Consider the following 13,136-nt stretch of genomic DNA (forward strand, 5'->3'; position numbering starts at 1 on the left):
TTTATTGCAAAAAAAGACCTGATTATCGTAGTTATTAATCATAAAGGTCTTTTAATACAGCTTGTTGCGACTTTGATGCCTGAGTTTGATAGTTCTCAAGAATTTTAATAATAGCATTAAGATCCGTGTTTGCGCCTCTATTACTATAAAGTTGTGCCTGCAATTGGCTAATGAGACCATTAAGTTCGCTGCTGTTTACGCGGATGCAAAGCTCATCAATCGCGCCAACATTTTTATGGGTCACCTTTACAGAAAAGTTATTTAATGCGGTGTAAAAGGCTTTCACATCATGTGTTTTGGCTGATGCTTTAAGCTCATTTAAGCTTGGCTGAGAAATACCACGGGTGTTTAGCTGTAATTTTTCAGTCGTATTTTTAGTAGAACGGGTTATTAAGTAAAAAATTACAGTACCAATCCATAAAATATACCCTAAAGCGGCAACAACTATTAACCAAAGAGGGGTATCGCTTTTAGTTTCAATAGGTTGTATGGCTGTTGCTTGATTCGAAATATTTTCAAGAGCAGGTGAATTATTTGTGCTGGGTTGTGGGTTTGCTATGGCTGTATTAGGCGCGGTAGTACTTGGCGTTACTGTAATAGTGCGCTTTGGTAATGTAGCTATGCTGATACGGTTCATTTTGGTATTAAACCAAGGCAGCTTTATTTCAGGCAAAGTATAAGTACCTGGTTTTTGTGGCAGTAATGCATATGATGCCGTTTGCTGCGATACAACGCGTCCGTCTCGTACTGCATTGTTATTTTCTTTTTTATCAGGATAGCTGCGTATGCCATCAATAGTAGGCATAGAGATTTCAGGTAATTGCTCTTTTGTAACTCCAAGCGCGGTAAGTGTAATAGTACGTGTTATAGGCGTACCTACTTCTACTGTGTTGTCGTTAGGTTGCCATTCTTCATCAAGGTTAACCAATTCGCTTGGTAACCATGCACCTTTATAGTCACTCGGGATTGGCTTTATTTCTACTTGCTGATCGTCCCCAAGAGCAGATACCTCCAATTGGCGGTAATTTTGCTGTACTCGCCCTTGAAAAGCGGGGCCTGCAATCGTGTAGGCACCACTTTTTTGTGGCTGAATTAAATACTCACGTGTAATAACAAGGTAGCGTTTGCCATCAACCAGCTCATAACTCTCAGTTTGTTTACCTAATTGGGTTAGCTGAGCATCTTCCATACTTGGTGTGCTTAAGCTGCCATCAAGCAGTTCTTTGGCAAGGTAGAGCTTAACAGTGTAAACACCGGCTTCTTGCACAAATAATGAATTACTCGAGAGCGACGTTTTTAAAAATATTTCGTTATTTTTATCTGCATCAACTGAGCGTTTTGCCACTTTTAATTTAATAGGTTGTGAGGTTAACCCTGCAACGCTAAATGCCGGTATCGTATAATCACCCTCTGTGCGGGTCATTAGTTTAACTGACCACGTAGTTTGTTTATTAATGCTGCCATTAATAATGTTGGTACGAGAGCTTAAGCTCGTCGGGCCTACAACAAAGTCTTTTAACAGCGATGAGGTGTCTGGTTGCTCGCCTTTAACTGTATCGTCTACCGATATATTAAGCATAAAAAATTCACCCGCTAAAACAGGGTTTTTATCTACGCTGGCTTCTAACTTGGTGGCAGCCCACGAAGGCATCGCACTTAATAGCAATAAACAGCAAAATAATCGCATTACCATGATTTTTCGACTCCTGTAGGGCGACGTTTATATTGTCTTTTTTGGGCTTCTAATTGCATTTTATTCCGTAATAAAATAGCCGGATCGTCCGGTACTTTTCTAAGTAGTTGATTAAGCTGTTGTGCTTTTTCTTTTTCTTCATTAGTGAGCTCACTTGCTTGGGCTTGCATCGCTTGTTGCTGAGCATTTTGTTTTTGCTCATCAGTAGCAGGTTGCTCACTTATTGCTTGTGGCTTACTTTGTTGCTGCTCGTCTTCTTTAGGCTGGTCAGCGTCTTTATTTTGCCCTTGCTCACTTTGTGGCTGGGCTTGCATATCAGGTTCATTTTGCTTATCTGATTGCTCGCCAGGCTCACCTTTTTGATCTTTTGATTGTTCAGACTCTTTATCAGATTTTTCATCGCTTGAGCTTTGACTTTCGTTTTCGCCTTTTTCAGAATCGCTTTTATCACCATTTTGTTGCTGATCCTGTTTTGACTCATCAGAATCTTGCCCTTGGTTTTGCTCATCTTCTTTCTGGCTATCATCTTGGTCTTGAGAGTCGTCGCCGTCGCTTTGCTGATCTTGCTGGTTTTGTTGCTCTTGTTGATTTAGTAATTGCTCAACTAAGGCTTGGTTATCGGCTGCTTGCGTAAAGTCATCTTGTAAGGTTTGGGCTTGTTTGTAAGCTTCAATTGCGTCCTCAAGTTTGCCAGCTTTGGCAAGGGCATTACCGTAGTTGTATAAACCGGTAGCCGACTTATCATTACTAAACTCATTAAGTGCAGCATCAAAATTACCTTGCTGGTAAAGCGCCGCGCCTTTTAACTCACTCGATTGTGCCTGTGTAGCTGCATCGTATTCTTTATTATTGTAAGCCTCTAATGCACGTTGATCTGCATTTTGCAAAAGAGTAGGGAGCTCTACGGCATACGCATTTTGCTGAGGTAAAAAGCCAAAAGCTAAAAACGCGCCTAATAAGGCAGCACGTCTAAATAAATACAAACCAAATGGCAGTAATAACAAGAGCCCGTAAATACCTGCATCTATTCGCCAAAGCGCATGGCTTTGTTTTTCGTCTTTCAGTAATTCACTCTGTGCATTTGGGGCAAATGTGTTTATGTCGTTATTGCTAGGTTGGTAACTAGCAAATTTACCGCCGCTGCTTGATGCTAAATTTTTAAGCTGAGAGGCATTAATTGTAGGTACTACAATTTGGCCGTATCTGTCTTTCAAAAAGCCGCCTTCAGGTAACTTAATTGGTGCGCCTTGAGCGGTACCTACACCATATATATTTAATCTATATTGGGTGTTACTGGTAAAGCTACTCACGTCGCTTTGTTCTTGTTGGTCAATACCGTCGGTCACTAAAATAATGTCGCCATCAATATAACCCGCTTGCGTTAATAGCTCTTTGGCCATATCAAGACCCGCTAAAACGTTTGAGCCTTTGTCTGGCATTATTTCTGGGCTTAAGCTTGGAATTAAATTACTGAGTGTTGTGGCATCGTTTGTTAGTGGTGAAATTACATAGGCCGTGCCTGCGTAAGCGACAAGCGCGGTATCGCCTTCTTTAAATAGCTCAATCATATCAAGCGCTTTAAAGCGTGATTGCATTAAACGATTTGGCAAAATATCGGTGCTGTACATTGAGTACGACATATCCATAACAATTACACGGGCACTTTTACTTTGAAATACGGGCACTTGTTTTTTCTCAAAGCTAGGCCCTGCACTAAATAAAATGCCAAGGCTGCAAAATAAAGCAACTAGCCAAAGTGGCTGGCTGGCTTTAGTGTTTGCTTCGCTCATTATAAATTGTGCTAAATGCGGTGCAATTAACTGCTCACTAGTCGTTTTTTTATGCTTAATTAAGGCGACAAAAAATAATGCCACAGCAGGTATGAGTAACCATAAAAGAGCGGGGCGAATAAATTCAAAATCCATTAGTTTGGCTCCTTTAATGTACGCAGTGTACTAAGCATTACTTTTAAGCTAATAAGTAAAATAGCGATAAGTAACGGGTAGTAAAATAATGAGCTTTGTGGGCGAAAAGTTTGTTCATCAGCGCTAATAGGTTCAAGCTTATCAAGCTCTGCGTAAATTTGTTGAAGGCCAGCTACATCTTTGGCTCTAAAGTATAATCCGCCAGTTTGCTCGGCAATCTTTTTAAGTAAGCTTTCATCTAAATTACTACCACTAGAGCCACCCATATTAAAGAGACTAAAGCCGCGCGGATTATCAGAGCCAACACCAATGGTGTACACTTTAATACCTTCTTCGCGGGCTAGCAGTAGGGCATCTTCTGGGTTTAGGTTACCAGCGGTATTTTGTCCGTCGGTTAATAGCACCACAATACGGTTACTTTCATCTTTATTGGCAAAGCGTTTTACCGAAAGACCCAATGCATCACCAATGGCTGTTGCGCGTCCTACTAAACCAATTTGGGCTTCGCTGAGCATTTTACTTACAGTTTTAACGTCGCGCGTGAGCGGGGTTTGTAAAAACGCGGTGTCGCCAAATAATATCAGCCCAAGCCTGTCGCCTTGACGCTGTTCTATAAAATCACTGAGCACGGCTTTTACCATGGTGAGGCGGTCAACATATTGGCCATTGTAAGCCATGTCTTGTTCGGTCATCGAGCCCGATAAATCGACCGCTAACATTATATCGCGCCCTTCATTTGGTAATGAGATTGGCTCATCTAACCATGTTGGATTAGCAGCGGCAATAACAAGTAATAACCAAATTATCCACTCGAGGGCATTTAAACGTCGTGCGTGTGGCTCGATACTTTGGCTGGTTAAATTGTGCTTTGCAAAACTGGGTATACGTAAACGCGTACTGGCATTACTTGCTGCGGGTTTTAATAGTAAAAGTAATAAAGGCAAGGGCAGTAATAAAAATAACCATGGCCAGCTAAATTCAAACATTTACTGACTCCTTTATTTTAAATTGTTTAATACCTTGGCGAAATTTTTCGCACAGTGTCGTATCTTTTTGGTTGGGGTTATACAAGCTTAGTATTTCTTGTTCTGTAAAGCTCAAACCGGTAAGCGTATTAAGTGTGCTGCACCATTTAGAGGTAGATTGCGCAGCAAGGCGCTTGTCGTAATATTCAATCACTAAACGTTTTAAAATAATATGCAGTTGCTGAGGGTTTTGCTCACTTTGGCTCAATTGTATTGCGTAGCGTTTAGGCTTTTTAAATTTATGTTTTTTATAAAATATATAAATAGCTGCGCACAGTGCTAAAAACAGCAGTGCAATAATAACCCACCAAGCAGGGGCGAGTGGCCACCAATTAACTTGGCTTGGCGCTATTATATCGTGCAGGCCATCGAGTGGATTGGTTTGCATGGTTATTTTCTCACTAATTGCAGCTCAAGCGGTGTTGCTGCATTGAATGATATTAAATTAAGACCCGATTTAGTTAAGCGATTAAAGCGCGCGCTAAATGCTTGCTCAGCATTCTTGGCAAAGCGTTCTCTAAAGCTGTTATCCATTAATGGTAGGGCAAAGTCTTGACCATTTGCATTAACGGTAACGGCTTGCTTAAACGCAGGTAACTGATGCTCAAACGGATCGCTTATGTGGCAACCAATCAGCTCGCAGTGACGGCTTAATATTTCAAGTTGCTTAAAGCTGGCATCATCCAGAGCATTAAAATCAGACACTAAATACACTAAGCTGCCTGGTTTTGCTAAATGGTTAAGGCGCTTTAGGTTATCGCTAAAGTTGTTAGTGGCTGTTTTATCGATATTATTAAGCGCTTGCTGGTGGTTGTCGCATAAATTATGGCAAAGCTTAAGCACGGCTTTTTCACGGGCGCTGGGTTTTAGTTCTAAATGCGAGTGCTGATTAAACACAATACCGCCAATTCTATCGCCGCGCTGACACGCCGACCATGCAACAAGAGCGCTTATATGCGCAGCTTGCACCGACTTTAACAGTAACTTTGAGCCAAACAGCATTGAGTTTGAAAAATCAGTAAATACAAACACAGGGCGCTCTTTTTCTTCTTGAAAGAGCTTTGTGTGAGTCTCGCCGGTACGCGCAGTAACTCGCCAATCAATAGAGCGAATATCGTCACCTTGCTGATAATGTCGCACTTCGGCAAATTCCATTCCTCGGCCTTTGTGCGGTGCAAGGTATTGCCCTGTTAAGGTGTTTTTTATTTTTACCTTAGGGGCAAGCTCAAGCAATTGCGCTTTGGCTTTGTAATACATCAGCTCTTTAAGTGCTAAATTAACACCGTTGCTATGACTCTCTTTAAGCCATGCTTGGGGATCTAATTGTTTTTGCATAACTTATGGTACGGCTACAAGTTCAACTATACGGCTTATTACTTGATCTTTAGTAATGCCATCGGCTTGGGCTTCGTAACTTAAAATAATGCGGTGACGCAGTACGTTATGTACAACTGCCTGAATGTCATCAGGTGCTACAAAATCACGACCTTGTAACCATGCATGAGCACGAGCACATTTATCAAGTGCTATTGTTGCACGCGGGCTTGCACCAAATTCAATCCAGCTACCTAGTTGTGCATCTAATTTAGCGCCTTCACGGGTGGCAATAATAAGTTGTACTAAATATTGCTCAAGTGGCTCTGCTAAATAAAGCCCTAGTATTTCTTTTCGCGCTGCGAATAAATCGCTTTGACTAATTTTTTGCAATACCGGCTGTTGCTCGTTAAGTGCTTCGCCGCGTGTTAAACGCAGTATATCAAGCTCATGCTCTGCGCCAGGGTAGTCAATACTTAGGTGCAGTAAAAAGCGATCCAGCTGGGCTTCTGGTAACGGGTAAGTCCCTTCTTGCTCTAACGGGTTTTGCGTTGCCATAACTAAAAACAGTTCGCTAAGCGGATAAGTATTTTTACCCACGGTAACTTGTCGCTCTGCCATGGCTTCTAATAGTGCTGATTGTACTTTGGCTGGTGCACGGTTAATTTCGTCAGCTAAAATTAGGTTGTGAAAAAGAGGGCCTTTTTCAAATACAAACTCGCTAGTTTGTTGGCGGTAAATATCGGTACCTGTTACATCAGCTGGTAATAAATCTGGCGTAAACTGTACGCGCTGAAATGAGCCTTCAATGCCTTTAGCAAGTGCATTAACTGCACGTGTTTTTGCAAGCCCAGGAGGGCCTTCTACTAATAAGTGACCATCAGCTAAAATAGCAATAAGTAGCGCTTGTGTAAGCTCTGGCTGGCCAATGATTTGTGTATCTAAGTACGTTTTTAATTGTGAAAATGCGTTAGCTGCCATAATAAGTGGACTGTCCTCGTAAGCTGGGTTTGTACCTAATAGTGTTAGGTGATAAATACTGACCTATTTATAAGGTTTATAATTAGGTAACTCAAGAGTTAGACTGTATTTTTTAAAATAGTTCGTTATTTTTTAACGATTTTTAGCGTACCACAAAACTTTGTAAATGCGTCTAAAAAAGCCTATTGTGATAGTCGTAATTAAACACTGTTTATATAAATTTGTGTTTATCTATTGGCTTTAGGGCACGGGTTGTTTAGAATCGAGGAAAACAAACAGGTCAGACCTGTCAGCGGGAGAGCATAAATGTCTGAGCAAAACATACTAAAAACACCAAAGGGCGACCGTATTGCTATAGTTAGCGGCTTACGTACACCTTTTGCAAAGCAAGCAACAGCGTTTCACCATGTACCTGCACTTGATATGGGTAAATTGGTGGTTAACGAAATGCTTGAACGATTAAATTTCAATAAGTCAGAAATTGATCAACTTGTATTTGGTCAAGTAGTACAAATGCCAGAAGCGCCAAATATTGCACGTGAAATTGTACTGGGCACAGGTATGCCGGTATCGGTCGATGCATATTCTGTATCGCGCGCATGTGCTACCAGCTTTCAGGCTATTGCTAATGTAGCTGAGTCTATTATGGCGGGATCTGTAAGTGTAGGTATTGCAGGTGGCGCAGATTCGTCATCAGTACTGCCAATTGGCGTTAGTAAAAAGCTAGCAGGCAGCTTAGTTGATTTAAATAAAGCGCGTACGCTTGGTCAACGCTTAAAAATATTTTCAAAACTGCGCTTAAAAGATTTATTACCAGTGCCTCCTGCAGTTGCAGAGTACTCAACAGGCCTTTCAATGGGGCAAACTGCAGAGCAAATGGCTAAAACACATAATATTAGCCGTGAAGATCAAGATGCATTAGCGCATCGTTCTCACTCACTTGCAACGCAAGCATGGGCAGATGGTAAGTTAAAAGATGAAGTAATGACGGCACATTTACCGCCATATAAAAGCTTTATTGAAGAAGATAACAACATTCGTAAAAACTCAACGGTTGAAGGCTACGCCAAGCTTAAACCTGTTTTTGACCGTCAGCACGGTACTGTTACCGCTGCAAATGCAACACCATTAACTGATGGTGCAGCGGCCGTACTTATGATGAACGAAAGCAAAGCAAAAGCACTTGGCTATGAAATACTAGGTTACGTACGTAGCTTTGCATTTTCGGCAATTGGCGTAGAAAAAGACATGTTAATGGGCCCAGCTCATTCAACGCCTATTGCACTAGATAGAGCGGGTATTACGCTTGCTGATTTAGATTTAATTGAAATGCACGAAGCGTTTGCATCGCAAACACTTGCCAATATGAAAATGTTTGCCTCAGACAAATTTGCACAAGAGCATTTAGGTCGCAGCAAAGCAATTGGCGAAATTAACATGGATAAGTTTAACGTTAACGGCGGCTCTTTAGCATATGGTCACCCATTTGCAGCAACAGGTGCTCGCTTAATTACGCAAAGCTTACACGAGCTTAAACGCCGTGGTGGCGGTTTGGCATTAACAACAGCGTGTGCTGCTGGTGGTTTAGGTGCAGCCTTTGTATTGGAGAGCGCGTAATGACTGATTCAGTATTTAATTTAGCGGTAGATGAAAACAAAATTGCCGTAGTAACGATTGATGTGCCAGGGGAGAAAATGAATACCCTGCGCAGTAGTTTTGCCGATGACTTAAAAGCATTATTAGAAGACGCTAAGTCGCAAAATGTAAAAGGCATGGTATTTATAAGCGGAAAAAGCGATAACTTTATCGCTGGCGCCGATGTAAAAATGCTCGATAGCGTTCAAAAGCGTGATGATGCTTTAGCTATTAGCGAACTATGCCATCAAGCATTTTTTGATATGACAAAACTGCCATACACAACAGTAAGTGCGATTCATGGCGCTGCATTAGGTGGTGGTTTAGAGTTTGCGTTAGCGTGTGACTACCGTGTTGGTACCGACAGCGATTTAACAAAAATTGGCTTACCAGAAGTGCAACTTGGTTTACTACCAGGTGGCGGCGGTACGCAGCGCTTAACTAAAATTGTTGGTATTCAAAAAGCACTAGAGTGGATGCTAACAGGTAAGCAAATTCGCCCTAAGCAAGCTAAAAAAGCAGGCGTGCTTGATGACTGTGTACCGCACAGTGTGCTGTTAAAAGTAGCTAAAGAATTTGCGACTAAGAAAAAGCCACAAGCAAAAGAGCCAAAGCTCGACAATATTAGTAAGTTATTAGAGTCAAACCCGTTTGGTCGTAACTTTATCTTTAAAAAAGCCAAAGAAAACGTACTTAAAAAAACGGGCGGGCACTACCCAGCACCACTTGCTATTATTAAAGCAGTGCGAGCTAGTGTAGAGCTTGATGAGCTAAAAGCGTATAAAACAGAAGCTGAAAGCTTTGCAACACTTGTAATGAGTGATGAATCTAAAGCGCTTCGCGGTATTTTCTTTGCAACCACTGAAATGAAAAAAGAGTGGCGCAATGATGACGCACCCGCAATCAGCAAAACGGCTGTTTTAGGTGGTGGGCTAATGGGCGCAGGTATTGCACACGTAAGTGCAGTTAAAGCTAAAGTACCGGTACGTATTAAAGATGTAGCAGAGCAGGGCATTAGTAATGCAATGAGCTACACCTACAAAATTTTAGACAAGCGTCTTAAGCGCCGTATTATGTCTAAAGCCGATATGCAGTTAACAATGAACCGTATTACAGGTACAACAGACTACAGTGGCTTTAAACACATTGATTTAGTAATAGAAGCGGTGTTTGAAGATCTTGCACTTAAGCAAGGTATGGTTGCAGACGTAGAGCAGCAATGCCAAGCAAATACAATTTTTGCAAGTAACACGTCATCATTACCAATTTCGCAAATTGCAGCGCAGGCAGCACGTCCTGAAAATGTAATTGGCTTGCATTACTTTTCACCAGTAGAAAAAATGCCATTAGTGGAAATTATTCCACACGAAGGTACATCTAAAGAGACCATTGCTCGCGTTGTTAACTTTGCACGTAAACAAGGTAAAACGCCAATTGTTGTAAAAGACATGGCAGGTTTTTACGTAAACCGTATTTTAGCGCCTTACTTAAATGAAGCTGCTAATTTAATGCTGGCGGGTGAGCCAATTGAAAAGATTGATGCAGCGCTTGTTGAGTTTGGCTTTCCGGTAGGTCCACTGGCTCTACTTGATGAAGTAGGTATTGATATTGGCTCTAAAATTGCCCCAATTCTTGAAAAAGAATTAGGTGAGCGTTTTAAAGGCCCTGATGCATTTACTCGTATGATTGATTCAAAACGCCTTGGCCGTAAGTCGGGTCGTGGTTTTTATGAGTACGATAAAAAAGGCAAAAAGGTTGATGAGTCAGTTTACGAACTATTGGGTGTTACCCCAGCTCCACGTTTAAACAAAAGCGAAATTGCTAAGCGTTGTGTATCAAAAATGCTTAACGAAGCAGTACGCTGTTTAGATGATGGCATTATTGCCAGCCCACGTGATGGCGACATTGGTGCAATATTTGGTATTGGTTTCCCACCATTTTTAGGTGGCCCGTTTAGCTATATGGATAAATTAGGCGCAAGTAAAATAAGCTCTGATATGTCTACATTGGCTAATAGCGATGCTAACTTTGCACCTTGTGAGTCACTGGTAACAATGGCAAGCTCTGGGGCTAATTTTTATAATACAGCAGCTGTTGAAGTTGTAGCTCCTGAAGTACAAAGCACTGAGGCACAAGAGCAAAGTGTCACTGAGCCTGAAGTTACTAAAGAGATTGAAACAAAAGAATAAAGTTTCTACTGTTTATAAAAACCGCATTTAGATGCGGTTTTTTTATGATTTTTAATATTTAAATGAGGAGCTTAATGACATTATTTACACAAAGATTGAGCATGTACCAAATAGAAGAGTCTGATTGGCCTCTTTTTCTAGCGCTTCATCGCGATCCTCAAGTCCTTAAATATTGTTTTGATATGCCAATGGAGTCACTGGTAAGAAACCGCTTTGAGATACGCTTACCTAAGTGGGATACTAAATCACGCCACCCACTGTGCTTACTCATTATTAATAATAAAACAAAACAACCTGTGGGTGTTACAGGCTTTGCCTATGACGGAGAAACCGCAGAGCTTGGTTATTTATTATTGCCAGAGTATTTTAATAAAGGCTACGCGACAGAATCCCTAAGAGCTGTGATTGATTGGGCTTGGAAAGAATGTGGTATTAGGCAGTTTAAAGCAGTCGTAACGCGTGGCAATATTGGTTCTGAAAAGGTGCTCAGTAAGTGCGGCTTAACCCATACCGATACACTTTTTAAAGTGCATACAATAGGCGAAAAATTATATGACGATTTAATTTATACGCTTAAGGTGTAGGGTTTTAATGGGCTAGTAGCCTAGCCCAAAAAGTGTTTACAAGTGAAGTGAAATAGCTTTGCGGTCTTTTTCTGGCATGTTTTCTACGACTAAATTAAATGAGTTATCAATCATTCTCTCAATTTCACCTTGTGGAATTGTGCCGTCTAAAATTACTGTGTTCCATAAGCGTTTATTCATATGGTAACCAGGGATCACTGCCGGGAAAATATCACGTAATGATATTGCTTCATCAGGATCGCACTTTAAGTTAAGCCACCAAATAACCTCACCATCATCATTAGTTTGACCGTCATTGCCAATAGCAAGAGTCGCAAACATTTTATGATTCACTTTATATACATCAACCTCTTGCGCAAATGGTTTTGTAACCTGAACAAGTGGTTTTTTAACTAAATACTCATGTACTTTTTTTTGGTCCATGATCCATTCCTTGAAGTCATACTCGGTAAAGCTACCATAGCATTATTTTATTATTTTTGTGATACGAAATATTATTTGTACTCATTTTTTCTTCATTAATACACTGAAGTGGTGGAAGTTATCAGTATTGGCAAAAAGAAAAACCCTATAAATACGAAAAGTAACCAAGCTAACGCTATGGAGCTAGACAGTTTTAGGTAGCGATGAATAAGCGATTACAGCGGCGTCACGTTGAGTGAGATTTGGCCTCGTTGTATTGTGGCTATAAAGACGACAATATTCTATGGGATCGCCTTCGTATGTTAGATAATGTTCAGTGGTGAATTGCAGTAACGTCTCTTTCCAGCGCTTTACAATATAGGGGGGTGGGTTTGGTAAAGCATTTAAAATGAGTTTAGATTCTTCAAAATTACTATTAATTGCCACATTAAGCATGTCATCGTTTGCAGCGGCTAGCCAACTAGCGCCATTAGTGCCTACGCAAAGTAATGGCATATAAGGTGCCAACGCTGGGCATACATTGTTTTTGTATATTTCAACTTGCCAGTATGGGCGCGCTATTTTTATAAATTGAGTAAAACTTTCAATTGTCGTAAATTTGGATGTTGCAAGAGGTAGAATTTCAACCCTAGGTTTATTCGCGTTCACCGTATCATTGGCAACATCAATATACCAAGGTCCAAGTATGAGCGCGTTTTGAAAGTACTCCTCTCGTAGTGATCCCCACGCCTTTTTTAAATCAGTACCTTGGTGAATGCATTCTTTTAATAAACTGAGCCCGAGCTTATCAGTGTGTGGTAATTGTGCTTGTAATAATGCAAACATTTCATCGCGAATTTCTCTGCAACGTCCTATCGGATAAGGCTTATTGGCAAAGTAAGGCATTTTAGGTGCAAGTTTTAAATCGACGACTAATCTTAGTTGTGCCAGATCGTTGCAGAGCATTGTTAGCTGTTGTGGTGTGAAGTTATTATCAAGCACGTATATTTCCCAAAATCGTTATTGTAATTTGCTTAACTGGGTTTGTGTATAGGCGTCATTTCTTAGCCACCTTAACATGTTTGGATAATCGTTAGGCTTATCTGGCTGTTCACACATAAAGCATGAATACAAAAGAGGGTAACCAAAACTAGTGCTGTTGGTAAAGGCTTTTGAACTATGGCATTAATGCAGTGTTTAGTTTTTAGGTAAAACAGCGCCTATGGCACGCCTTTATAGTCATGATTTAAGAGTAGGACGTCGGTACTGTATTTAAGTAACAGTCCGCGGCCCATGAGCATCTTCTTGCCGCTATTAATAAGCTGCTTGCGCACTAAAATACTCGCTTTTCACTTGGTAAATCTAAGTTGTTAATAACGGAAAAGGTA

At 40.8% G+C, this 13,136-nt stretch carries 11 protein-coding genes; 3 read left to right on the forward strand and 8 right to left on the reverse strand.

Annotated features, from left to right (window positions below):
- Positions 1 to 34 precede the first annotated feature (34 nt).
- The 6 genes from EU510_RS16030 to EU510_RS16055 are packed head-to-tail and all read right to left on the reverse strand — an operon-like array spanning position 35 to position 6,938.
- Complete coding sequence (locus tag EU510_RS16030; protein ID WP_149594311.1) at positions 35 to 1,693, reverse strand: BatD family protein; 1,659 nt, start codon at positions 1,691 to 1,693, stop codon at positions 35 to 37.
- Entirely contained in the window at positions 1,687 to 3,618 is a 1,932-nt protein-coding gene (locus tag EU510_RS16035; RefSeq protein ID WP_149594312.1) for a VWA domain-containing protein, read from the reverse strand. Before EU510_RS16035 ends, EU510_RS16030 begins: the two co-directional genes overlap by 7 nt.
- A complete protein-coding gene (locus tag EU510_RS16040) occupies positions 3,618 to 4,604 on the reverse strand; it encodes a vWA domain-containing protein (protein ID WP_149594313.1) in 987 nt (328 codons plus the stop codon). Before EU510_RS16040 ends, EU510_RS16035 begins: the two co-directional genes overlap by 1 nt.
- A complete protein-coding gene (locus EU510_RS16045; protein WP_149594314.1) occupies positions 4,597 to 5,031 on the reverse strand; it encodes a DUF4381 domain-containing protein in 435 nt (144 codons plus the stop codon). The genes EU510_RS16040 and EU510_RS16045 overlap by 8 nt, the downstream gene beginning before the upstream one ends.
- Positions 5,032 to 5,033: 2 nt before the next feature.
- On the reverse strand, positions 5,034 to 5,978 hold the full coding sequence (locus tag EU510_RS16050) for a DUF58 domain-containing protein (protein ID WP_149594315.1): 945 nt from the start codon (positions 5,976 to 5,978) through the stop codon (positions 5,034 to 5,036).
- A gap of 3 nt (positions 5,979 to 5,981) precedes the next feature.
- Complete coding sequence (locus tag EU510_RS16055; RefSeq protein ID WP_149594316.1) at positions 5,982 to 6,938, reverse strand: AAA family ATPase; 957 nt, start codon at positions 6,936 to 6,938, stop codon at positions 5,982 to 5,984.
- A 306-nt stretch (positions 6,939 to 7,244) separates the two neighbouring features.
- On the opposite strand from EU510_RS16055, the gene fadI reads away from it, so the two are divergent.
- The 3 genes from fadI to EU510_RS16070 all read left to right on the forward strand — a co-directional run bounded on the left by fadI (position 7,245) and on the right by EU510_RS16070 (position 11,346).
- Entirely contained in the window at positions 7,245 to 8,555 is a 1,311-nt protein-coding gene (fadI, locus tag EU510_RS16060; protein ID WP_149594317.1) for an acetyl-CoA C-acyltransferase FadI, read from the forward strand.
- Positions 8,555 to 10,762, forward strand: a complete 2,208-nt coding sequence (fadJ, locus tag EU510_RS16065; protein WP_149594318.1) for a fatty acid oxidation complex subunit alpha FadJ — start codon at positions 8,555 to 8,557, stop codon at positions 10,760 to 10,762. The genes fadI and fadJ overlap by 1 nt, the downstream gene beginning before the upstream one ends.
- Before the next feature lie 74 nt (positions 10,763 to 10,836).
- A complete protein-coding gene (locus tag EU510_RS16070) occupies positions 10,837 to 11,346 on the forward strand; it encodes a GNAT family N-acetyltransferase (protein ID WP_149594319.1) in 510 nt (169 codons plus the stop codon).
- Between the two features lie 36 nt (positions 11,347 to 11,382).
- Here EU510_RS16070 and EU510_RS16075 read toward each other — a convergent pair whose 3' ends face one another.
- Positions 11,383 to 11,769: an MmcQ/YjbR family DNA-binding protein gene (locus EU510_RS16075; protein ID WP_007580596.1), complete on the reverse strand. Its 387-nt coding sequence runs from the start codon at positions 11,767 to 11,769 to the stop codon at positions 11,383 to 11,385.
- A gap of 183 nt (positions 11,770 to 11,952) precedes the next feature.
- Entirely contained in the window at positions 11,953 to 12,750 is a 798-nt protein-coding gene (locus tag EU510_RS16080; protein WP_149594320.1) for a hypothetical protein, read from the reverse strand.
- Positions 12,751 to 13,136: the final 386 nt, after the last annotated feature.

Source organism: Pseudoalteromonas sp. FUC4 (assembly GCF_008370255.1).
In the GTDB taxonomy this organism is placed as follows: domain Bacteria; phylum Pseudomonadota; class Gammaproteobacteria; order Enterobacterales; family Alteromonadaceae; genus Pseudoalteromonas.

What these genes read in the sequence shown, in the direction of transcription:
- EU510_RS16030 (WP_149594311.1), bottom strand. Translation starts at nt 1,693, where the DNA reads ATGGTAATGCGATTATTTTGCTGTTTATTGCTATTAAGTGCGATGCCT.
- EU510_RS16035 (WP_149594312.1), bottom strand. Translation starts at nt 3,618, where the DNA reads ATGGATTTTGAATTTATTCGCCCCGCTCTTTTATGGTTACTCATACCT.
- EU510_RS16050 (WP_149594315.1), bottom strand. Translation starts at nt 5,978, where the DNA reads ATGCAAAAACAATTAGATCCCCAAGCATGGCTTAAAGAGAGTCATAGC.
- EU510_RS16070 (WP_149594319.1), top strand. Translation starts at nt 10,837, where the DNA reads ATGACATTATTTACACAAAGATTGAGCATGTACCAAATAGAAGAGTCT.
- EU510_RS16075 (WP_007580596.1), bottom strand. Translation starts at nt 11,769, where the DNA reads ATGGACCAAAAAAAAGTACATGAGTATTTAGTTAAAAAACCACTTGTT.
- fadJ (WP_149594318.1), top strand. Translation starts at nt 8,555, where the DNA reads ATGACTGATTCAGTATTTAATTTAGCGGTAGATGAAAACAAAATTGCC.
- EU510_RS16040 (WP_149594313.1), bottom strand. Translation starts at nt 4,604, where the DNA reads ATGTTTGAATTTAGCTGGCCATGGTTATTTTTATTACTGCCCTTGCCT.
- EU510_RS16055 (WP_149594316.1), bottom strand. Translation starts at nt 6,938, where the DNA reads ATGGCAGCTAACGCATTTTCACAATTAAAAACGTACTTAGATACACAA.
- fadI (WP_149594317.1), top strand. Translation starts at nt 7,245, where the DNA reads ATGTCTGAGCAAAACATACTAAAAACACCAAAGGGCGACCGTATTGCT.
- EU510_RS16045 (WP_149594314.1), bottom strand. Translation starts at nt 5,031, where the DNA reads ATGCAAACCAATCCACTCGATGGCCTGCACGATATAATAGCGCCAAGC.